Raw genomic sequence first — 23,432 nt, 5'->3', positions numbered from 1 at the left:
TTAGCTGCCAGCTGACAGCTCACAGCTGATAGCTTTTATCTTCTTACCGGCTTTCCTCACTACGGTAACAGATCCTTCACATTCGTTCAGGATGACGCTTAACGCTCTCCTCATTATGACGCCTTACCATGGGTGCTACTTTATCGGCAGGCCTGAAAGTGGTTAGAATCCCAGCTGTGCCGTCTGTTTAACGTCATTCTGAACGGAGGCAAGAACACCTTGTGGGAAGGACGGGAAACGGGATGGTGACACAGAGTGAAGAATCTATTACCTTGAATAACGTCTTACCGGCTTTCCTCACTACGACAGCAGATCCTTCACATTCGTTTAGGATGACGTTTTACCGTCCGTTATCACTCAGAACGGGGGGCAGAAAAAGAATCTTCATTCTATTCTTTTGCGTCGTTCCCCCAAGCCAGTATCCTCCGTCCGGCTTCGCCGGCCACCTCCTTATAAATAAGGAGGCTTACCCAATCCCTATTTTTTCCGTCAGAATCCCTTTCCTCAACACTGTAGCAGATCCTTCGCTGGCGCTTTGAATGACGCCTTACCGTATCCCGTCATTCAGCACTTTTCTGCCAGCTGACAGCTCACAGCTGATAGCTTTTATCTTCTTACCGTTTCTCTCATTATGACGTCCTTTCCTCCAATCGTCATTCTGCGCGGGGTAAGAACACTTTGTGAGAAAGCAGGGAATTCTCTTCCAACAGCTGTTTTTTCGCAAAATAAAAGACCCCCGAAGAGGTCTTCTATTGTTAGCTTACAATCACGAATTAGAAAGCGTAGTTCAGTTCAACGCCCCATGTATTCGCCGGATCTTTTGCATCATCGTTATCATATGCTTTCGCGCCGAAGTTGTAGTAAGCGTCCAGTTCTACATTCTTCTGTACAGCAACGCCTGCACGAGCTGTCCAGAACTTCACACCTGCGTCATTGTCCCAGCCATAATCCAGCTGATCCGTCATATCCAGAGCGGAATTGCCGAGGAGATAAGCGCCTGCGTCAGCTCTTACATAGTGGACACCGAGAGTAAAGCTGCCCGGTTTATTCAGATCCACTTCGCCATAATTCAGGCCGGCTGTCCACAGATTAGCATGTCCAAGGTCATGATCGCCTCTTGTCTGGATGAAATCACCGTCAACCTTCAGGCCGGAATCCCCCAGTCCAATGGTCGCACCGGCGCCCCAAGCGTGGATATGCGCTCCCTTTATATCAGGATCTACACTATTTCCATCAAGCCCCTGTGCATTTTTGAGATAGAAAGCAGAAACCGCGGAGGATTCACCAAAGTGTCCTGTCAGCTTGCCATACCAAGACTCAATGGACGCGCTGTTTTCCCAAGAATAGTGATCCATGCTGCGCTTAGCGTCCTGGAAACGGCCATAACCGAATTCAGCGCCGAATTTGCCATTATCATAACCTGCTACGACGCCATCAAACCTTCCATCTTCATCCCAGAACACGCCGGTCTGGTCCAATGCCACACCCTGGCGGCCAAGATCCATGTAGAAAGCGTCATTCGGTGTCCAGCGCGCATGGATGCGGTCCATGATAGTCTTAGCATCCCCACTGTCTTTGAAATCCATTTCAGATACGAAACGGCCTGAAACAACAACCTGGTCATTGACCTGGGCGTCCGCATTGATGCGCAGACGGCCTTTCCAAGCATCCGTATGATCTTTATCTCCATCAAGGTTATGCTGGTACTGCATGCGGGCATCGCCGGACCAGGAAATGTTGCCGACTTTCTTTTCCAGGTTGCTTACGCGGACGCCGAGGTTAGCCAGTTCATCAGCGTATTCCCCTGCCAGTTTGTCCAGGGTTGCTTTCTGTTCTGCATTCAGCTGGTCTTCACGGGCCATCAGACGGGCGATAACCTGCGCCAGTTCATAACGGGTCATGTTTCTTTCGCCCTTGAATGTACCGTCCGGATACCCCTCTACAACGCCCTGATCGGAGAGATCGGACACTGCCTGGTAGGCCCAGTCATCAGGGGATACATCAGAGAACGGATTTGCAGCGTATGCGGATACGCCTGCGGTGAGTGCAGCTGCTGCTGCGATTGCGAGAATCTTTTTCATGATTCTTCCTCCTTTGAGAAAAAACTTTGCGTCCTTGGCTCAGCAGGAATCAGAAAATCTCGCTCGAGTGACCGTGTTTCCTCTGCCTGTTTTCTGAATCTCCGCACTAAAAAAGAAGGACTGCCTTTTTAGCAACTTCAGTGTACCACAATTATTAGATTTTGACAAATTTCAGTCTTTTTATTTCTTAATTGCTTCAAACCTGAAATCTACGGTTCCCATACAAATGCCTTAAAAAGTATCTTACTATATATCTATAATACATATGATATGCAGTATGTGCTAAGCAGTATGGTTTCCTTTTCCTTCATTTGCGCAGCAGATTCTTCGCTGCCACCCTGGATGACGTCTTACCGTTCGGTGTCATTCAGCACTTTTAGCTGACAGATGACAGCTCACAGCTGATAGCTTTTATCTTCTTACCGCTTTCCTCACCACGGTAACAGATTCTTCGCTGTCGCTCAGAATGACGCCTTACTATGGGTGCTACTTTATCGGCAGGCCTGAAAGTGGTTAGAATCCCAGCTGTGCCGTCTGTTTAACGTCATTCTGAACGGAGGCAAGAATGCTTTGTAGGAAAACGGGAAACAAAACGATGAATCGGAGTGAAGAATCTATGACTCGGATGACATCTTACCGTCTTCCTCACTACGGCAGCAGATCCTTCACATTCGCTTCGGATGACGATTAACGCTTCCCTCACTACAACAGCAAATCCCTTGCTGTTGTTTCGTATGACACCTAACGGAAATCATATGCTTCGGCTTTTAACTCACAGCTTATAGCTGACAGCTAACAGCTGATAGCTTTTATCTCCTTACCGCTTTTTCCACCATGAGTACAGATTTTTCACACAATTCTGGCGGACACCCTGCCATGAGTTTCACTTTTACCAGAAAACGAAAAAGGAGCAGGCACCATCAGCAGTGCCTGCTCCTTTCTTACTAAAAGTTGCTTATTTCTTGGCAGCGAGAGCTGCTATCTGTGCCTTTAATTCTTCCAATTCGGATTCCATATCATTGATCCTCTTATTCTGCGCTTCAATACGATTCGCCATTTCCACTTTGGAGTAACGGGTATAAACGTCGCCGCGTCCCAGTTTTACGGAAACGCCCGCATTAATCATGTTCCTGTCATCTCCCATGGTCCAGCCGAGACTCATCATCGTTCTTTCGTTCGGCCGATAGAAGAGGCCTACCGCCGCAGCGCTGGCGTTGCGGTAATTGCCGAAGCCTGCCGCGATGTCCCACTTGTCATGGGGGTCGAAGTCCAGCGGATGGAGGGCTGCCAGTGCTGCCGCCCCTGCTCCCACTTTACTAATCCGGTTGTCCAGGGTGCCCAACTTTCCGTTCAGATTGTTGATAGTATTTCCCAGGTTGGTAATGTTGGTTGTGTTCTTGCCGACCTGTTTGTCCAGTATGGTCAGGTTGTCTCCGGCACTGTTCTCTTTCTTCACATAGTTGCCGTCATTCTTCACATGGGTTTCGTGGTACACCGTATTTCCGCTGACAATCTTTGTGTTTCCGTTTTCCACTTTTCCGTCGGCCTTCACGTTGACCGTGTATTCCGTTCCGCCAAACGTATTGGCAGCTGTGGCAAGTGTCACATTTTCACCGGCTTTCACGGTGTTTTTTGTGTCTTTCGTGGCCACGGTAACTTTGTTTTCTTTTCCGTCACTGCCCTTTAACGTAATGGTGGTGGTATTATCCGCGTTTTGTTTGCCGCTCATGGTATAGGTGGTATTGGTATCAATCTGTCCCGCGATGGCGGACAGGTCTACGCTGCCTTTTACTTCATTTCCGGCGGTGTCCTTTATCTTCATGGACAGTTCTTTTCCGTTAAGGGTCAGCGCATTGTTGTCTCTTACCAAGGTATCATTGCCGTCTGCAACGGATGAGAGATCCACGCTGCCCTTCACTTCATTTCCGGCCGTGTCCTTTACGCTCATGGACAGGGTTTTACCGCTAAGGGACAGCCCATTGCTGCCACTTACCAGTGTATCATTGCCATCCGCCGCGCCGGCTACCGCTTTCTTCAGCTGTGCCACGTTGACCGCATCGGTGTCCTGTGTACCGGCCGCCACGTTTGTAATCTGGCGGGTATAGCCTTTCGTCTTGTCCCCCACAGAAGCGGCACTGACAGTCGATCTCCAGGCGGCAGACGTATCGGTAGAAGCCGCCTTGGTAGAGGGGTCATAGCCGCTCACCCCCGCTGCTGTATCCGCCTTAGAAAAAGCTCCAATGGCTACGCCATTTTTTACCGCTGCACTGCTTGATACGCCTATCGCCACGGCATTATCAGCATCTTTTACAGTTGCCGAGGTTCCTATAACCACACCATAGTTTGAATTAACTATGGTGGAATTAGCACCTATGGCCGCACCATATTCTGAATCATCCACAGAGGAAAGAGCGCCCATCGCCATCCCGTACGGTGATGTTTTAACTGCTGCCTTTGTGCCCATGGCCAGGCCATACTCCGAATTCACAGCAGAAGAAAAGGGAGACAACGCGGCAGCATAATTTGATGCCGATATATTCGAACCCCATCCCAAGGCTACTGATGTTTCTCCATCCGCATTACTGTTCGCGCCGATCGCCATACCGCCATTGGTTGCTGCAGCATCATTGATATTTGTCCACTTAGTATCCACAGCCATGTATTTTAAGCCAATATCCACAACGCCGTTTTCCTGCTTCAATCTGATTCCATTATCAGCACGAAGCGTTACTGTATCATTCGGCTTTATAACTTTCTTATTGCCCTCCGCACTGCCTGTATTCGTCGGAATACCGGGTTTAACTCCGACTTCCAGTGTCCAACCGGGAATCGTATCATTTCCGTTGAGGTCAATTTTCGAACCGTCAATGCCATATTTAATGGTTTTCCCATCACGGTCTACAGTCAGGCCTTTATTGGCTTCCGCTACGTCAAAGGTAATTTCCGGCGCCGTATCTCCATTAAGAGAAATCGTTTCACCAACTGCTTCTCCGCCCTTCTTGATGATAAATCCCCGGCTAAGCTTAGTATCATACTTCGTATTCACCGTTTTCAGCTGCGCCACGTTGACGGCATCAGTGTCCTGCGTACCGGCTGCTACACCTGTGATCTGGCGGGTAATTCCTCTTGAAACATCGCCTACGGAAACAGCGGCGGCCGTCGCTTTCCAAGTACCTATAATCAGATTTCTCTCGCCAAGAGCGGAATTATACTTCGTTTCCGCATCCGTATAATCGGTCTTTGCAGCATTCATAGCCGTCTGCGCCGTATCCATAACCGTTTTGGCATCGTCCATTTCCTTTTTGCGCGCCAAATCGTATTGATCGCCGGAATGCTCATAGCTGTGATAGGTCTGGTAGGCTTGTGTATATGCGGCGCTCTTCGCCAGGAAATCATTGACTTTTCCTTCATAGTCCGCTTTTTTCGCCGTGTAAGCAGAGGAGAGACCGGGCAAATCTCCGTTCAACTGTGCCAGTCTTGCCGTTTTCCCGGTTAAATTTGCTATTTCCGTATCGTTTTGAATATTTTGATTTGTGTCAGGGCTATAACCGTATACCCCGGCATCCACAGAAGAAACAGATTCGCTGCCGAGAGCCACGCCGCCGCTTTTCTGCACGTCCGTATTGTAGCCCAGCATGACGGCATTGCTGACATTGGCAGTATGCGTTTTAGTCGGAACGGTGGCTCTCACATTGTATGGAATCGGTATCCCCGTATATCCTCCCGGCGCACCGGAAGAGCTCCCCAAACTGGGCGTATAAGTCTTGCTCACGACGTCTTCCTTTGTTGCCATGGCACCAAGAATGACATTATTTGTTCCGCCGGACATTTCATGATAATCGCCAATCACAACATCCGATGTTCCATCGGATATCTTATTTCCGGTTCCCACTACAGCCACACGGTTCACGTTGGTTCCTGTATTTTGGAATCCCGCCATTGTATTGTTGGCACTGGTACCGTTTGCCGTGCCGTTCAGTATATTTCCCGTTCCGATAATCTGGGAACGCCGGGCATAATCAGAACGGTTTCCGTTCCCTGCGATAAGAACAGATCCGCTGGTATTCGCAAAGTCCCCCATTACTTTTGCCGCCTGATCCGAATACCCTTCCTGATACCCGCTGCGGAAAAGCAATTCTGTCATAGAGCCCTGCCCAAAATTTCCTTCCAGTCCGCTTGACATATCTACTGTAGCATGGGAAAGGATATTCCCAGAACCGAATATCATCGAATTGTCCGCGTTATCCAGCTTGTTCCAGGTACCGATGATGCTGCCCGCTAAGCCATTTGAGGTGTTACCGTCCGAGGTGATCTTGTTATTCACCCCATAAATAGAAGACCAGACATTCGAAAAAGAGTTGTCATTGCCTTCAATGACAGAATTGTGCCCTGTCACGGTTCCTTCATAGCCCAGAGCCAGCGCGCTGTGTCCCACTGCCACATTCAATCCGACGCCGCTTTGCGCATTATACCCTACGACGACACTTCCATCGCCCTGTTCTCTTTTGCCGGAAGCCTTTTCTTCCGGTGTCATGGAACCGATAATAACAGATTCCTTAATCGTTCCAAAGGTTTGGTTATCCCCGATCACAATACCCGAGGTGGGATTGACCGTTTCGTTATTATTCCCGATGACAGTCAGGCTCTCATGCCCTGTCATGTAGGTGTCGTTGCCTTCAATTTTATTCCCCATGCCGATAACCAAGTCCGAAGTGCCGTTACGTGTTATGCCATGATATCCGGAAACAGTACCGGCATCCCGATTGGTAATACTGTTATTATCACCGAATACATTTTGCCGGTCACTGTTTGTCACCGTGTTTCCTTTGCCGACAACCCGCACGTCTTCACTGTCTTCAATGGTATTTTTCTTGCCGACAATCACGTCATCCTTTTCCTTGCTGACTTTATTTTCTATTCCGACAACAGTAGAGTCAGTCGTATCAGTTACCGCATTGGGCGCTTCCGTATTCCCTACTATTACATTATCAACAGCCCCCGCGACGGAAGAGGTCAGCAGAAAAGCTGTCAATGCCGCTGCCAGCGCGTTTTTAGAGACTCTCACCCCCCCACTTTTTTTCGCTGTCCCCGCGATTTCCGAAACCACCACATAGCTGTTCTTCACTCGACTCCAAATGACTTTGTAAATGTGATTCATTTTTTCCTCCCATAAAAAACAATATAATTAAAAGCGCAATAAAAAGAAGCACCATCCCCAATGCTGCCGATACTGCCTTCACACCACCTTTCCCCGTGACACTTCATTTGCCTGAAAAGCCGGGTACAGAATCCGTAAACAGAAAAATTCCTGCCGGTTTCTCCCGCTCTTCTTTCAATACTTATTTTATTAAACAACCTTTGTTCTCATTATAACAAAAGATTTATCTTATTTCTATATAATATGTACTGTTTTACGAATACCTCTATTCACACCGCTTTCTCCTCTACGGCCTCTGCCTCCCGCTGTCATTCAGCACTTTTAGCTGACAGCTCACAGCTAACGGTTAACAGCTGACAGCTGACCGCTCACAGCTGATAGCTTTTATCGTCTTACCGTTTTCCCCACCACGGTAATAGATCCTTTACATCCGTTCAGGATGACGTCTTTCGTTCTCCATCATTATGACGCTTCCCGTTCCCCATTACTAGTGACGTCCTTTCCTCCAATCGTCATTCTGAACGGAGGCAAGCATGCCGTATGAGAAAAACAGGAAACGGGATAGTGACACGGAGCGAAGAATCTATTATGCTGATGACGCCTTACCGCTTTTTCTCACCACGGTAATAGATCCTTCACATCCGTTCAGGATGACGTTTAACGTTTCCCTCACTACAACAGCAAATCCTTTGCTGTTGTTTCGTATGAAACCTAATGGAAATCATATGCTTCGGCTTTTAACTCACAGCTCACAGCTAACTGCTAACAGCTTATAGCTGACAGCTCACAGCTGATAGCTTTTATCTTCTTACCATACGTACCAATTTCAGCAGGGGAAACCGGCTTGCTGCATGGTTCTTCTTCCGGTTTGACTCCTCTTCTTTTTGTGGTACAATGGGGGTGGAAGCAGAGTACTGTTTCCACCATCGTGTCGGGGATTTTCTCCTGTGTGCCTTTCAATAGATATTTTTTAATATACTGTAAACCCACTGTTCTGATTTAATGAAAGTCTGATGAATCGGTAACGGTACACAGGACCCCCTCCATCCCCGGCAGATTCATACGGATCTCCTCGATCCGAAAAAATCCCGCTCCCCCATATGGCGGGATTTTTTCATTGCGGTTTTCTCTGTGATAAAATAAGAAAAGATGAATTACCCAAGATATTTTACCTGTCATTTTATGATTAAGGAGTTTTCATGCGTATCGTAATTTTAGGCGCGGGGCATCTGGGCTATACGATTGCCGAGCTTCTCTCCAATGAGCAGCATGATGTGGTTGTCGCCGATTCTGATGAAGAAAAGTTATCCAAAGTCCGCGACTCGCTGGATGTACTCACGATCACCGCCAACGGGACAAGTCCGGATTTCACACGGGATCCCGATATACGGGATGCATCTGTTTTCGTGGCGGTGACCGAAATGGATGAGGTGAATATTCTTGCTTCCATGCTGGCGAAGAAAAACGGAATCCCCCACACGATTGCCCGCATCCGCGACCCGAAATTCCTTCAGGAATCCACCGAATATCTCCAGGAAAATTTTGACATTGACCTGGTTCTGAGTCCTGAGCTGGTCACGGCAAAAGAAATACGGCGCATCCTCATGACGCCCGCCGCCCTTAATGTGGGAGATTTCGCCAATGGCCGCGTCCGTTTGTATGAGACACGGATACAGCGCCAATCTCCTTATATCCATATACCGTTCAAAGATTTGGAACTGCCTGATGAAATCCTTGCCGCCATGATTTTCCGTGATCATCAGATGATTATCCCCCACGGCAATGACTGCCTGCTCCCTTACGACAACGCTTACTTCATCGGCGCGCCGGAAAATATAGAAAAATTCAGCCGGGGTATGGCGGAAAGCAGTACCAGGCATATCAAAAAGGCCATCATCATCGGCGCAGGACGGACAGGAACGGCGCTTGCCCCCATGCTGGAAGCCGACGGTATATCCGTAAAAGTCATTGATCTTGATCCGGAGCAGTGCCGGCATATTTCTTCCAAATTAAAAAAGTCCATCGTCCTTTGCGGCGACGGGGCGGATATAGATCTTCTCATGCAGGAAGGCGTTTCTGAAGCGGATGTGATGATCTGCACGACGAAAGATGAACGGCTGAATCTCCTTGTCGCCCTCCTTGCCAGGCACCTGGGCGCGAAAAAGACAATCGTCCGCGTCGTCCGCGGGGAATACGCGGATCTCATGACACAGGTAGGCGTGGATATCGCCTTGTCGGTCCGGCTTCTGGCGGCAGGCGAGGTTTTGAGTTATGTGCGGAGCCGCAGTGTCGTCTCCGTCTCTCTTCTTGAATCGGCGCAGGTGGAAGCGGTGGAAGTTATTCTGGAAAGCGGCGCTCCTGCCGAAGGCATTCCTCTCATGAAAGCGGGGCTGCCGGCGGAATGTCTTGTAGGCGCTTATGTCCGGAACGAAACGACACATATCCCTGACGGCCGCTCTGTCCTTGCCGCAGGAGACCGGGTCATCATCCTGATCCGTACCCCCTGCTCGGCAAAAGTCCTTCCTTATTTTAAAGGCAGGAAACCGTTATGAATACTACCGTCGTTTCAGCACTCATCGCCAAACTGACTGCGGGATGCGGTCTCGTCCTCCTGCTTCCCCTGCTGACCGCCCTGTTCGGGGAAGAACCGGTTCTTCCTTTTATTTACTCCATGGCGCTTTGTTTTTTACTGTCCGCATTCCTGCGGTATAAGGGCAAGAAAAAAGTCATCAATCTGAATCCCCGCGACGGCCTTGCGGTGACCGCGCTGTCATGGATATGTATTTCCATTCTTTACCTTTTCCCTTATTTCCTGTCCGGTCTCCTTTCTCCGCTGGACGCTCTGGTAGAAAGCATTTCAGGCCTGACAGGCACCGGCGCCACCGTTTTTTCCGATTTAACCGTTCTGCCGAAAAGCATTCTTTTCTTCCGCTCCCTGACCCACTGGCTCGGCGGCCTGGGAATCATCGTCATCTTTGTGGCGCTCTTCCCGCAGGCCGGAAAAGGAAGCGCCCGCATGATTGATGCGGAAAGCACGGGGCCTTATTCCTCCCGTGCCGTTCCCCGGATCAAAGAAATGGCGAAAGCTCTTTTTGCAGTGTACCTGCTTTTTACTGTTTCTGCCGCATTGATTTACACACTCCTCGGCATGAACTTTTTCGACGCGGTAAATCACGCCTTTTCCACCATCGCCACCGGAGGTTTCTCCACAAAGAATGAAAGCATCGCTTTTTATGGCAGTACGCCTCTGAAACTGTCCGTCATATTTTTTATGGTTATTTCCAGCGCCAATTTCGGCATCTATGTGGCTGCATGGAAACGGGGCATCCGTGTTCTTTGGGAAAATACGGAATTTAAAGTCTATCTTTCCATCGTAGCCGCCGCCACTATCCTTATCTCTTTAAATTTAATGCTGGAAAGCGGACTGTACGCCCCTTCCGCACTGCTGGAAGCGCTTTTTACCTCGGCGTCTCTTTCGTCCACCACGGGATTTATTTCTTACGACTTTGAAACATGGCCCCATTTTTCCCAGGTCATATTGCTCATACTCATGTTCATCGGCGGCTGCGGCGGATCGACTTCGGGCGGCCTGAAAGTAACGCGCATCATATTGCTTTTCAAATCCATGACCGCCGTTCTCCGCCAGAAACTCCACCCCCGGGCCGTCATACAGACCCGTGCAGGAGGAGAAAACTTTTCCGAATCCATGCTCCTCGAGGTTTTCTGTTTCTTCTTCATCTATACGATGTCCATTTTTTTATGGACCGCCCTTATCGCCGCAAGCGGTGCGGATATTCCTTCCGCCCTGGGCCTTTCCATTGCCACCATGAGCAACTCGGGGCCGGCACTGGGACAATTCGGCGCCACCTGCAACTGGTCGGCCATGCCTGCTATGACAAAAATGGTCGTCGCCCTGTCCATGCTTATGGGCCGGCTTGAATCTTTTACGCTTCTCATCCTTTTCCTCCCCTCTTTCTGGAGAAAAAACGGATGGTAAAACAAAACGGATATTTCTCAAGACCAAAGTCTGTCAGGAAATATCCGTTTTCTCATGCAAGGAAAACGTCCCGGGGGTTATGGGGATCCGGGACGACTTCCTTGTATATTTTTTTGCAAATGTCGGGGAACATTTGCTGAAAAGAGGCGCAGAAGCAACATGACTAACAGTCACCTCTGCTGTGCATAGTATACCATATATTTCAATCCGATGCAAGGATGATCCTGCCAAAAGCGCAAAGAGGAAATTCCCTTCCCGCTTTGTATTTCACTCCCCCGTTTCCTTATCCCGCCAAAGAGCCGCGTTCTCTTTCCATCAGGATTTTCCTTATCCGTTCCAGCCGGCTGGGAATGTCGGGATGGTCGTCAAAAAGACGGGAAAACCAGTCCCGCCTGCCGCTGCGGAAAATATGTTCCAGGTGGACCAGTCCGACGGCAAGTTCCATCCCCAGTCCAAGACCGCAGGCATATTCGTCGGCGGCATATTCATTTCTCCTGCTGCCGAACTGTGTGAAAAACCAAAGAGGAATCTGCAGAAATATTTTCAGGAAATAATATTGTATGAGGATAAAAAAATTGACAATGCCTATAAAAATCCCCAAGACCGGAATCCAGCGTAAAAATGCCAGGAGCAGTGTCACCACACTGTAAACATAGACAATGATACCGCTGAACCATTCCATGCCATAGCGCAAAAGACCGAAGCGGCTGTGCCCGTTCTGCAGATGTCCCACCTCATGGGCAAGGATCCCTTTTACCTCTTCTTCGGAAAATTCGTTCAGCAGACGTTCCGTGACGGTGATATGGTTTCCGCCGATTGCCCAGGCATTGTAATCATCTGCTTTCGCCGTATAAAGACGGAAATCGGATAATTCCAGCCTGCCCCGACGGCAGATATCGCGCATCAGACGTTCCAAATACATTTTCGTTTCTCCCGCAGCCTTCCGCCCGCCGTTTTCACGGACAAAGAAATATTGCATGACGCTTGTTCCCGATAAAACGGCAGGCACAAGAACACACGCCAGAGAAAGCTGCAGGATGCGCTCCGTCAGAAGTTCATAATTTCCTGCCAGCTCTTCATGGAAAAAAGGGACGGTAAATAAAAAATAGAGCGCCCAAAAAGAAGCGCTCACGATCCAGTTGGTTATAAAAGTAAAAATAAGCAGAAGAAGATTCATGTTTTTCTCCATCATCCAATAAACGGATTGATTTTCCCCATTATAACACAGGAATGAAACGTGGTTTCTGTAACGAACGGCAAAGCAAAGGCGGTCCATGGAAACTGTTCCCTGCGATTCGATTTTCTTCTTCATGGATAAAAAAGTTACCCCGCCGGCCGGTGAGGTAACTTTTCATGAATAACAAATTTATTTCTTTTCAGGCATTGTCAGAACTTTCCGCCTCCTCCGCCGTTGCCTCCGTTTCCGCCGCCCATGGAGCCGCCTGCTCCGACAACACCGTCATCTTTCTTTTCAGGAAGGGGCGTGACGATACGGTTGGTATAGAGGTAGTAGTCATTCTCACCGGTCACGGCGAAACTGTCTTTGTCAAGATAGTGGGAAGCGTTCACACCGGGCGCCACATTGCTCATCGTTCCTATCAGGTAGTTCCTTACGCCAAAGGCGCCGAGCAGGGAAAGGACAGCGGCAATCCCCAGTCCGAGAAAACTGAATTGATCGTCAGGATCATACGCTTTCCCTTCTTTCTCATAGTAGGAAATAAGGAAGTCTGCCTTCTCCGCATAAGCTTTGAACGCTTCCGCGTAATTCCCTGCGGAAAGCTTGCTTACAAAGGCGTCTTTCATAAGTTTGATGCCTATATCATTGGTAATCATCGCCTTCATTTTGGGATCGGTGGCAATGTACCAGTCGCGTTCCTGCATATCAAGAACGAGAACCATATTCCCTTTTTCCCCGCCTTTGATCACAGTGCCGAGAAGTTTATCGGCATAATCGCCGATTTTCATTCCCTTCACGGAGGGCTGGGTTACAACAGCGATACGGACATTATGTTTCTTCTCTACCGCTTCCAATGCGTTCTTTACTTCCGCGGCCGCCTCGCCTTTCACGATATCCGCCCCGTCATGGAAAGACGGCATCTCCGCCGCGTCAGACATCACGGGCAGAAAGAGGACGGCAAGGAGCATCGCTAAGATCTGAAATATTTTTTTCATAGTCCCGCCTCCTTATAAAGAACCGAACATCATTTTAATGAGGAAGTAAAGGATGGGAACGAAGACGACAAATGCCGCCGCCGTGTACATGGATGCTTTATTTTTATCCACCGGCAGGCTTCCCACGAACTTGCCGCTCTGGGCGTTCATAATGAAAGTGTACGGCGTGCCGTTATAAGTGGTGGAAAGAATCCATACCGGCGCAAGGGCATAGGAAACGGTGTTTTCATCTTTGGACACGAAACCGTCTTCCCGATTACAGCTTGTATAACCGGTGACAGTACCGTCCATCTGCGCAAGCGCGGTATTTGTTACCAGCTCATCGGCGCGGGGCGCCATTTCTTCCGCCGGCACATCATACTTATCGGCCAGGTACCCTGCCAGGTATGCCGTGGTAAAAGGAACCATGGTGGAATAATCGAAAGGTCCGATACTTTCCATCCATGTATCGTCCATTTTCTTACTGCCGTCCATAGGTACCCGGTTAAATTTCATTTCTCCCTCACGGTCGCACCGGTAAACCCTTTCTTCCGTGATCTGATTCTTTCCGACAACGAAAGTATTTACGTTTTTCGCTTTGTAGCTGGCGGTAGCGGTGACTTTGGAGTCAAAGAGCCAGAAAGGAACATACATGCCCTGAATCGCATCCACCCGGTTCTGGCTGACGAAATTGGACGGCAGGAGTAATTTCCCATTGTAGAAATTTTTAAAGGCTTCCTGGGCATCCTTTTTCGTCTTCTGGAACGGAATCACATAGTCAGGACGCAGAGCGCCGTCATAACGCTGGGCAATCATCGTCGGGTTTCCGCAGTAACAGCATTCCGTGGCAATCGTATTTTCATCGCAGACGATTTCCGCTCCGCAGGAAGAACAGGTAAAGGCGCGGAGAATTTTCGCCTCGTCTTCGCTCCATTCCTTTCCCGCACCGTCAGTATCCCACTTTTTCTGCCGCGCTTCTTCCGCTTTTGCCGCGTTTTCTTCCTTCGCCGCGTAGAACGCTTCCAGATCAGCGATGGACAGTTCCGTGCCGCAGTATTCGCAGGTCACATGATCCGCACCGGGAGCATATGCAAGAGGAGCGCTGCAATTGGGGCATTTAAAGCTTACTGAAGTATCAGCCATAAGTACCTCCTTTTCCATAATCGCCGCCTTTTCCATAAAGGAAACAAAACGGCAGTGTGAAATAGGGACAGGGCAGCAGTAAATCTATGCCCGCCGCCCTTTTCTCAACTGTTCCATTACGGACGGGGATGTCCGCAGTTGGCACAGAACTTGCCTTTATTCTGCGTACCGCATTCGCTGCAGGTCCAATCAGCCGCAGGAGCGGGCTTGCCGCAGTTGGCACAGAATTTGCCCGTATTCTTTGTACCGCATTCCGCACAGGTCCATTCAGCTGCAGGAGCAGGAGCGGGTTTTCCGCAGTTGGCGCAGAACTTGCCTGTATTTCCTCCCGTACCGCACTCCGCACATTTCCAGCCCGCCGGCTGGGGAGCGGGAGCAGGTGCCGGCGAGGGTGCCTGCTGGGGCATCTGCTGTTGCTGCTGGCCTGCCATACCGTACAGGTTGGACGCGTTCATACCGCCTGCCGCGCCTGCCATATTCATACCCATAAATCCAAATGCTGCACCCATGCCGCCTTCATTGCCCGCCGCCGTACGCATAGCGTCAGACTGTGCGTCTACGAGAACGCCCGCCCCCATAGCGGGATTTGACATGGCCATGCCCATCTGGATCTTCTGGATCTTCGCTTCATCTTCCTCATTGGCCTTGACACTGTTCACACCGAAAGAAACGATAGCAAGGCCGCGGAGCTCCGTCCATTTCTTGGAAAGCACTTCATTCAGAGCCTCGGCAATTTCAAACGTGTGTCCCGCCAGATCGGTATAGTCGATGCGCTGGGCAGAAATCTTGGCAAATGCCGGCTGGAGAGCCGTAAGCAGTTCCGATTTCAGCTGGCCGTCAATCTGGGAACGCTCATAACTGTCCGACGCGTTGCCTGCCACATTGGTGTAAAAGAGGATCGGATCTACGATTTTGTAACTGTATTCACCGAAACAGCGGATACGGACGGATAATTTCAGCCCGGTATCCGCATCAACCACCTTGAACGGAATCTCGCTGGGCGTACCGTACTTGTTCCCGACAATTTCCTTTGTATTGAAGAAATAAACGCGCTGGTCTTTCCCCGTATCGCCGCCAAAGGTAAAACGTCTCCCCATCTGTTTGAATACGGCGATGACGCTTTCCTTATTCAGACCGCCCGTGAAGAGCGACGGTTCCGATGACTGATCGTAGGTATACTCTCCCGGTTCAGCGCAGAGATCGACGACCTTGCCCTGTTCCACAATCATCATGCACTGCCCGTTATTGACGGCAATGACGGATCCGTTGGAAATAATGTTGTCTTCTCCGCTTGTGTTCGAGCTGCGGCCGCCGGTCCGTTTCTGTCCTTTCATCATGAGGACATCAGGCGGCATGCTGTCACAATAGAAGAATTCCTTCCACTGATCGGCCAGTACGCCTCCGACCGCGCCCATTCCTGCTTTAATAAGACCCATACACTCTCCTCCTTCTTCATAAATAATTAATTATATATACATCTGTTTATATTTTATCATGTAAGCACCTTATTTATCCACAGATTCTCTGCACCGCAGATATAGAAAAAATCTTACTCATCATTATTGCATGACAAATACACATAAGATTTCCTTCCGGCACCTCTTTTGAAATGCGGGCACTATAAAAAGACGGCATCTCTGCCGCCTCATGTCCTTTTACTTTTTAAATCCCGTCTTCAGTTACGCACGGAATAAAAAACGCATCGTATACGCTCCGCCTTTCCTGTCTTTCTTTAAATCATCCGTTCTTTAAATTCCTTATCCATGCCCCGCGCCTTGCATTCTTTGCAAAAACCGTAAATTTCCACACGATGCTCCGTCACTTCAAATCCGTTTTCTTTCGCCAGACGGTCTTTATACTCCGGTTCCAGACGAACATCGACAGGGAAAATCTTATTGCACGACAGGCACACCGCGTGGTGCACATGGTCGCCCTGCGTATATTCATACCTCGTCAATCCGTCAGCAAGCATCGTCGAACGGAGAAGCAGTCCCTTTTTTGCCAGCGCTTCACAATTACGGTACACCGTAGAAAGACTGAGCTTAGTATCTCTCTTCCGCACCGCTTCATATACATCCCCCGCGGTCATCGGCAGGCTCTTCTGGAGCACCTTCAAGATCATGACACGCGCTTTCGTACGTTTTAAATGCTTCTTTTGAAGTATTTCCTCAAAACTGTCCATTCGTCTGCTCCCCTTGAAACCGCTCTTTGCCCCCACGGCAAATTACATAGTATACGTTGTAACTTCAATTAGATTATATCATATCGGAAAATATATGGAAATCATTTTTCAATCCGTGCGTCCCGCCGGCATTTCAAAATAAATATGATTCATCTGCTCCTGCATTTATAATAAGAAATTAATCTTAATCTTATTCTATACCATCAAAAATATATTTTCCACAATTCCTTTTGGTGTCATTAAAGAGAAAATAGTGATATAATGTGTTCACATTTAAACAGGGAGAACTCCCTTATTCCATGGGCACATCCCAAAGGAGATCATCGTGGGCGCCAATATCCGTAAGCATTGGAACGATCCTGTCTGCATACAGCGCGTTCTCTTCATACTTGTCATCACCCTCATCGGCACTTTCATCTATGCCGCCGGACTCAATATATTCCTTGTTCCCCATCACTTCCTCGCAGGCGGTGTCACAGGCATCGCCATGATTCTCTACTACCTCATGGACATTCCCATCGGCCTGTCCAATCTGGTACTGAATATACCTGTGCTCATTCTGTCCTTGAAATTCATGGGAAAATTTTATACGGTCGTCACCATTTTAAGCACAGTGAGTCTGTCGCTCTTCATCGACCTCACCGCTTTCATGGCGGACTGGTGTGTCATCAGCAATCCTCTTGTCGCTGCCATATCGGGGGGCGTTGTCCTCGGCGCCGCCCTGGGACTTCTCTACCGCTATAATTCAAACAGCGGAGGCCTCGACGTCATTGGCGCGGTTATCAAAAAATTTTACAATCTGGAAATCGGCTACGTCGTCTTCGGCCTGAACTTCATCATCATCATGTCCAGCGCGTGGATCTTTACACTGGAACCTGCCATCTGCACCCTCATCGCCATGTACATCAACGCCACCGTTTCCAGCCGTATCGTCATCGGTTTCGCCCAAAGGAAAGCGGCTTTCATCGTTTCCGACAAACCGCTTGAAGTGGCGGACACCATTCTAAGAAATATTCATCACGGCGCCACCCTCCTCTACGGACAGGGCGGGTTCAGCGGAAAAGACAAAAAAATCGTTTTCGCTATCGTGGATCTGACGCAAGTCACCAAGCTGCGCCATTTCATCGAGGACATAGACCCCCACGCCTTCCTCTTCATCATGAACACCACCGACGTCATCGGCCGCGGCTTCACCAGCCCCCTCACGCCGAAACTCCCCGGCACCACCAGGTACACCTTCGGTGCTGACGGAAAGATGACTCCCACCCGCTCATGGAGCTGGGAAATGGAACAGGAATCCCATAAGTAAAGAAAAAGCCGCCGGCCATACTTTCCCAAGCATGCCAAGCGGCTTTTCAGCTGCCTACTTTCCCTCCATCTTCCCTATATTCTCTTTCATCTGCGCTGCGGAATCCATCAGCTTCTTCGCTCTTTCCATCATCTGATCCAAACGATTCGATCTTTTTTCTCCGGCACGCATCCCCTCCCCGAAATAACTACCGTCAAAATGACCGCCACGGATATCCACATAATAATCACCAATCACTCCGCTCTGCGAAACGGTAAACTCCGCGTCCAGAGGAATCTGCGCATCTTTCTTTATACGCATCTCAAGAATCCCTTCATTTCCTTCCGTGGAAATTTTGGACACTTCCCCCACACGGACACCGGCATAACGCACTTCATTTCCTTTTTTGATCCCCTGTACACTGGAAAAGGATGCTGTCATGCGGAAATAATTCCCGTCAAACCAATCTTTCGGACGGACAAAAAGAAACACCGCCATAGCAACAACCAAAATAATGAACGCCATCATGCCGGTTTTTACTTCTTTTGTCATAACCCGCCTCCTTCCTGACTTCTTTTTCACCTTCCGCCTTCCTCACCACGGCAGCCGATCCTTCACATTCGCTTCGGATGATGATTAACGTTTCCCTCATTATGACGCTTTGCCGTCCGCCGTCATTCAGCACTTTTAGCTGACAGCTGACAGCTCACAGCTAATGGCTAACAGCTTATAGCTGACAGCTCACAGCTGATAGCTTTTATCTTCTTACCGGCTTTCTCACCACGGTGACAGATTCTTCGCCGGCACTTTGGATGACGCCTTACCATCCCTCGTCATTCAGAGCGGGGGTAAGAACGCTTTGTGAAAAAGATGGAAAGCGGCAATGTGACACAAAGTGAAGAATCTATTACACCCCTGACTCTCATAGGATTCTTCTTTCCTTGCCACGATAGATAATTTCTGTCACTCCATATACTTTCTGCCTTCCCGGTACGCGTTTCCTACCGCGTCACCGAGAGCAATATACTTCCCGCCGGCCGGATCAAAGGTAATCGCCTGTAATTTCTTCACGTCAATCTTTCCATCGGTCAGAATGTCCTCATCGACCAAGATATTCACGATATCCCCAACGAAATGGTAATCCTCGCCTACCTTCGTCACCTTGGACACTTTACACTCCAGGGTCAAAGGAAATTCCGAAAGCACCGGCGCGTCAACAAACTCGCTCTTCACCGCATGAAGTCCGGCGCGCGCCACCTTATCGGGTACACGATTTCCCGATACGATTCCCAGATAATCCGCTTCCGCCATCGTAGAAACGGTCGCCATGCTTACGGTAAAGGCTTTCTTTTCCAATAGATTCGCCACAGTCTTATGGGTATGATCCAGCATGAATCCTACCCGGTTCGTATCATAAATCCCGCCCCAGGCAGCCACCATACCGTCCGCCGTTCCGTCCGCGCCATAAGAGGCAATCACAAGTACCGGCTGCGGATACAGCCAGGTATTCGGTTTAAAATGCTTTTTCATGATGGATCCTCCTTGTTTGATACCACAACTTACTCTAAATTTGCGATATATTACTACATCAATCACTCTATCTTGAAATCTTCAAATTCAATTTTTAAAGCGTCTGATACTTTTTCATTATATAATTTGTTAAGTTCTTCAAGCCTTTTCATCTGTTTTTCAGTATGACCAGATAAAGAAGCTAAATCATGTGATTCTTTAATAGCAATAAACTTCATATAAGGAGAACAATTTTTAAGATATTCATCCATATTAGCAATAAACCGGGATACCATTTCATATGTATCATTTATCAAAAACAACTTCGCTTCCTGCATATCTCTATAAGCCTTTTCGTATAAATCATACATTTTCCTCCAGCGAGCAGTATATAGTTGCATTTCAAACTCTTTTCTAAAATTTTCTCGTTCATCAGTTGACAATTTTTCGGTTTTTTTCATCTCGAACAATTCCACAAGATATTTTCGATCATATTCATGGATGTCATACAATTGTAATATGTACTTAATCTCATCTTTCTCTATCTTTCCCCAGTCTCTAATACGTTTTATCACCGGATCCAATCCATTAAGAATATAAAGGCACTCTGTTAAATCGGCTGTAAACTCAAGAATAAATTCTTTCTTTTTTGAATTATAAATCTTATACGACTCAAGATCTTTCTGATTTAAGAATTTAACTTTTTCCAAAACTTTTGCATTTTCCTTAGACATAAAAAAAGTAAAGATTGTCCATCCACCGATAATCAATGTGATCGTATAGCTTAATTTATCTTTTATTTCTAAAGAAGCACCCAATCCCCCTAAATCTATAGGAATCCCCCAAACCCCTAAAATTCCAATTCCAATTACAACTGCGACTACAACTACAACCATTACCATATTTCCCTCCACTCAATACTTTGCTACCGCTTCTTTCCTGTCCCTCAAATGTTTCTCCTCCAGCACCTCGTAGGCTGCCGTTTTGTCTATAATTTGGTGCATGAGCGTGTCCATTTCACTTCCTTTTGTGTAATCTGCCGGTACATAGTAACGGATGCGTTCGTCCCGGATCATCCGGCGCACCGTATCTTTGCTGGCCGTATTTTTCAAATCGTAGACGCCGACAGAATGGCCGCCCAGTGAATTGACAAGGCGCATACAGGGGATATCTGTGGCACTGTCGCCGATGTATACGATATTTCTGAACGGGACACGCAGCTCGCCTTCTACGAAGTGGTCATTCACCGCATTGTCATTGATATCCAGGATTCCCTTCTCTATGCGGAAAAGGAACTGTGTCTTATTCGTGTAATTGATCACCTGCGCCGGCCAGCAGGGTTCTCCATGCTCATTGTAATAAAAGGAACTGGCGTAAATATGGGTGAAATCTTTCGCAATCGCTGTCCCTTCTATGATTTCCCGCAGCCCGGAGGAAATGATGTAATGCTCCACAAGGATACCCCGTTTTTCCCCATAGGCATTAATCCGGCGGAACCATCCTTTAATGCCGTCGTACAACCTGACTTTGCCGCCGTACTGTTTCAGCCGTTCCTTGTTCAGTATTTCTTTCCCTCTGGCGCTTTGAAGCATTTTATACATGTACGCCAGATTCTGATCCATGCAGTGGTCTTCCGCCAGCCGGTTCGATTCCGCCCAAAAGCTGTCCACATCATAATCCACGGCACGGATATATCCGTCCTGCATATTTTCAGGGGAAAGCGTCCGGTCGAAATCATAGCAGACCGCCAGCACAGGCCTGCCTTCTATTTCCCTGCGCGCTGTTCTCACGATGTACACTTCCTTTCTATCCCTGTCTTTTAAAATCATTATACTGCAATACAAAAAAGAGAGCCCTTTAAAACAAGACTCTCTCACTTTTCATATAAATATTTTACCCGCCGGTTAATAAACGAATTGAGTCCATGCCCCTGTGCCGCCAGACGCTTCATTTCCTCCACATTCTCCCGTCCGGCACTTTTGTAAGAATAACAATATACCCTTCCTGTATCTGCAAATTCCACCTCGATACAGGTATCGCCGATCTCATATCCTGCTATACCGGAATTTCCATTTACATTTTGATAGGGTTCCATCTATTCCCTCCATAACAAAATACAATAAATCATGCATGATCCAGTATTTGTAAATAATCCCTTAAATAATATAATGAACTTTGTTCTGCATTAACGTATTCGTTCTGAATAGTTCCTTGGGAGAAATTCTTTTTCATATAGAATAAAGGTCTTCCGGAAAAGTATCTTTCGGCTGTGGAAAAGCTGCCTCCCGCACCTGTATACTTGGAAAACAAATGTTCATCCGCCTTTTGCTCTTCTTTATTAGCATATCCGAGACAGCGGTATAACGGCTTGTTATTACTGCCGGGCAACCCGCAGAGCATCCATTGTTCAAAATCAGGACATGACAAGAATATATTGTTCCTATTGTTTGCATTCTCTAAAAATTTAATCGTTGTAATAAGACTTTTCCTTTCCGTGTCTTCCTGTGCCCGGTCCAAATCACAAATAACAAAAACAATATCAAGGCTATCTCTTCGCTTTGCCACCCAATGTCTTATATCAGCATATCCACCGCCCTGGTATTCTTTTACACTAAACGATATATTCGAATAATCGTTTTGATCAAAAAGATGGAAAATGATATTTTTCTCAGTTTTCCCTTCCACCAGGAATAGAACCTTTGTCTTAAGTTTCCTTTTGGGCGAAGCAAGCCTCCGAATGGATCTACTCACCGGCCCCACCAAACCTTCCTTTAAGATAATCTTCATATAATTTATTTTTATCATTACGAAGATCAAAATCATCAAAAGAATAGATTTCCGATGACAAATCAGATTTTTTATTCACAATGTACAACTGCTGGGGATGAAAAATATTCTGATTCATCAAAAAAGGATTATGAGAAGTAATAATAAACTGGCCCTTATTTTCCTTCGTATTTATCAAGTCATTAAATAATTCAATCAAAGAACCCGTGCTGATGGAAGAGTCCAACTCATCAACAGCCAGTACCTCCCCATTGATCATATTGGTTATCAAAACATCCATTAAATGACATATCTTTTGAATCCCTTTGGATTCTATTCCCAAATGGTATTTATTTTTTCCCCGGAAAATAAGAACTTCATATCTGTCCGCCTGGATTTTTTCAAATCCGATATCCGTAATCGTTCCATCCAGCATATGAAAAACAGATAAAATACGCTTTTTATTATTTTCCCAAAAGCCCTTGCGTTCTTCATTCACAACTCTGATGTTATCCCTATCCAGCATAGGTACAATATCCCGGATATTTGTTTTTACGGCGGCGGCCAATTTTTGGAAAGAAGTAATATACTCCCCCATGTAGTCTTTCAGCTTCAGCAGATATAATTCCGTAGAAACACCGGAAAATAACCGGATAAGGGCGTCCCGCTCTTTTATACCGCTCAGATTTGTGATAGATAATTTCCCGCCAGAAAAAGAAAAAATTTCCTGTCCGTTTAAAACCAATTTTTCGGAAACAATTTTCTCACAGTCATAGGCAATCTGATACACATAATCCTGATCACTTTTCACATCATATAAACCGATTTCAAAAGCAACTGTTTTGCAATCAAAATTAATCAGATTTCGACGCATATCATCAACAGCACCTAAATTCAATCCGTGATTAATCATTGAAATAAGATGCTTCATGCCAAGCAGCACATTAGACTTTCCGGATGCATTCATTCCAAAGAGAACAGCCGCTTTCATTAATTTATACTTTGGCGTATGGATAAAATTATCTTCAAAACGGGTATTTGTAATCCGCGTATGAGGTTTGGGAACAAAATAAAGCTCCACCTTTTTCTTAATAGAAAGAAAGCCTTCCATAGAAAAATATGTAATCATAACTACCACCTCCTGTCACTACTATATC

18 protein-coding genes are annotated in these 23,432 nt (G+C 47.4%); 3 read left to right on the top strand and 15 right to left on the bottom strand.

Annotation, left to right across the window (positions count from 1 at the left end; all coding sequences use genetic code 11):
* Window positions 1-773 precede the first annotated feature (773 nt).
* The 3 genes from GCWU000321_RS07015 to GCWU000321_RS09630 form a co-directional block, all read right to left on the bottom strand.
* Complete coding sequence (locus tag GCWU000321_RS07015; RefSeq protein ID WP_007070476.1) at window positions 774-2,081, bottom strand: S-layer homology domain-containing protein; 1,308 nt, start codon at window positions 2,079-2,081, stop codon at window positions 774-776.
* 955 nt (window positions 2,082-3,036) lie between these two features.
* Window positions 3,037-7,239, bottom strand: a complete 4,203-nt coding sequence (locus GCWU000321_RS07010; protein ID WP_007070475.1) for an ESPR-type extended signal peptide-containing protein — start codon at window positions 7,237-7,239, stop codon at window positions 3,037-3,039.
* A gap of 762 nt (window positions 7,240-8,001) precedes the next feature.
* Window positions 8,002-8,166: a hypothetical protein gene (locus GCWU000321_RS09630; RefSeq protein ID WP_156777755.1), complete on the bottom strand. Its 165-nt coding sequence runs from the start codon at window positions 8,164-8,166 to the stop codon at window positions 8,002-8,004.
* Window positions 8,167-8,438: 272 nt separating this feature from the next.
* Between GCWU000321_RS09630 and trkA the strand changes: the two genes are divergently transcribed.
* Together trkA and GCWU000321_RS06990 are read left to right on the top strand one after the other, a co-directional pair.
* Window positions 8,439-9,791 (top strand): Trk system potassium transporter TrkA, encoded by a 1,353-nt coding sequence (trkA, locus tag GCWU000321_RS06995; RefSeq protein WP_007070471.1) that lies wholly within the window; start codon window positions 8,439-8,441, stop codon window positions 9,789-9,791.
* Complete coding sequence (locus GCWU000321_RS06990; RefSeq protein ID WP_007070470.1) at window positions 9,788-11,236, top strand: TrkH family potassium uptake protein; 1,449 nt, start codon at window positions 9,788-9,790, stop codon at window positions 11,234-11,236. The genes trkA and GCWU000321_RS06990 overlap by 4 nt, the downstream gene beginning before the upstream one ends.
* Window positions 11,237-11,519: 283 nt before the next feature.
* Here the strand turns inward: GCWU000321_RS06990 and GCWU000321_RS06985 are convergent, their stop codons facing one another.
* The 5 genes from GCWU000321_RS06985 to GCWU000321_RS06965 all read right to left on the bottom strand — a co-directional run bounded on the left by GCWU000321_RS06985 (window position 11,520) and on the right by GCWU000321_RS06965 (window position 16,712).
* Window positions 11,520-12,548 (bottom strand): M48 family metalloprotease, encoded by a 1,029-nt coding sequence (locus tag GCWU000321_RS06985; RefSeq protein WP_007070469.1) that lies wholly within the window; start codon window positions 12,546-12,548, stop codon window positions 11,520-11,522.
* Window positions 12,549-12,622: 74 nt separating this feature from the next.
* The gene (locus tag GCWU000321_RS06980; RefSeq protein ID WP_007070468.1) at window positions 12,623-13,408 is read right to left on the bottom strand and encodes a TPM domain-containing protein; all 786 of its coding nucleotides are present in this window, start codon (window positions 13,406-13,408) and stop codon (window positions 12,623-12,625) included.
* Window positions 13,409-13,420: 12 nt separating this feature from the next.
* A complete protein-coding gene (locus GCWU000321_RS06975; RefSeq protein ID WP_040382008.1) occupies window positions 13,421-14,530 on the bottom strand; it encodes a TFIIB-type zinc ribbon-containing protein in 1,110 nt (369 codons plus the stop codon).
* A 116-nt stretch (window positions 14,531-14,646) separates the two neighbouring features.
* Window positions 14,647-15,966 (bottom strand): SPFH domain-containing protein, encoded by a 1,320-nt coding sequence (locus GCWU000321_RS06970; RefSeq protein WP_007070465.1) that lies wholly within the window; start codon window positions 15,964-15,966, stop codon window positions 14,647-14,649.
* A 296-nt stretch (window positions 15,967-16,262) separates the two neighbouring features.
* Window positions 16,263-16,712 carry a Fur family transcriptional regulator gene (locus GCWU000321_RS06965; RefSeq protein ID WP_007070463.1) on the bottom strand — a complete coding sequence of 150 codons (450 nt, stop codon included), beginning with the start codon at window positions 16,710-16,712 and terminating at the stop codon, window positions 16,263-16,265.
* Between the two features lie 325 nt (window positions 16,713-17,037).
* On the opposite strand from GCWU000321_RS06965, the gene GCWU000321_RS06960 reads away from it, so the two are divergent.
* The gene (locus GCWU000321_RS06960) at window positions 17,038-18,021 is read left to right on the top strand and encodes a YitT family protein (protein ID WP_244835086.1); all 984 of its coding nucleotides are present in this window, start codon (window positions 17,038-17,040) and stop codon (window positions 18,019-18,021) included.
* Between the two features lie 54 nt (window positions 18,022-18,075).
* Here GCWU000321_RS06960 and GCWU000321_RS06955 read toward each other — a convergent pair whose 3' ends face one another.
* The 7 genes from GCWU000321_RS06955 to GCWU000321_RS06925 form a co-directional block, all read right to left on the bottom strand.
* On the bottom strand, window positions 18,076-18,552 hold the full coding sequence (locus GCWU000321_RS06955; protein WP_007070460.1) for an MlaD family protein: 477 nt from the start codon (window positions 18,550-18,552) through the stop codon (window positions 18,076-18,078).
* 411 nt (window positions 18,553-18,963) lie between these two features.
* On the bottom strand, window positions 18,964-19,530 hold the full coding sequence (locus GCWU000321_RS06950) for a flavin reductase family protein (RefSeq protein WP_040381463.1): 567 nt from the start codon (window positions 19,528-19,530) through the stop codon (window positions 18,964-18,966).
* A gap of 62 nt (window positions 19,531-19,592) precedes the next feature.
* Complete coding sequence (locus GCWU000321_RS06945; protein ID WP_040381462.1) at window positions 19,593-20,411, bottom strand: hypothetical protein; 819 nt, start codon at window positions 20,409-20,411, stop codon at window positions 19,593-19,595.
* Between the two features lie 12 nt (window positions 20,412-20,423).
* Window positions 20,424-21,338, bottom strand: coding sequence for an HAD family hydrolase (locus GCWU000321_RS06940; protein ID WP_007070457.1), 915 nt, complete (start codon window positions 21,336-21,338; stop codon window positions 20,424-20,426).
* 44 nt (window positions 21,339-21,382) lie between these two features.
* Window positions 21,383-21,604, bottom strand: a complete 222-nt coding sequence (locus GCWU000321_RS06935; RefSeq protein WP_007070456.1) for a hypothetical protein — start codon at window positions 21,602-21,604, stop codon at window positions 21,383-21,385.
* A 29-nt stretch (window positions 21,605-21,633) separates the two neighbouring features.
* Window positions 21,634-22,194 (bottom strand): hypothetical protein, encoded by a 561-nt coding sequence (locus GCWU000321_RS06930; RefSeq protein WP_244835084.1) that lies wholly within the window; start codon window positions 22,192-22,194, stop codon window positions 21,634-21,636.
* A gap of 58 nt (window positions 22,195-22,252) precedes the next feature.
* The gene (locus GCWU000321_RS06925) at window positions 22,253-23,404 is read right to left on the bottom strand and encodes an AAA family ATPase (RefSeq protein WP_244835082.1); all 1,152 of its coding nucleotides are present in this window, start codon (window positions 23,402-23,404) and stop codon (window positions 22,253-22,255) included.
* Between the last annotated feature and the right edge of the window lie 28 nt (window positions 23,405-23,432).

The organism is Dialister invisus DSM 15470, from assembly GCF_000160055.1.
Classification (GTDB): domain Bacteria; phylum Bacillota; class Negativicutes; order Veillonellales; family Dialisteraceae; genus Dialister; species Dialister invisus.
Note: the sequence above shows the minus strand (reverse complement) of the source record. Positions and strands in the feature narration are given on the sequence as shown.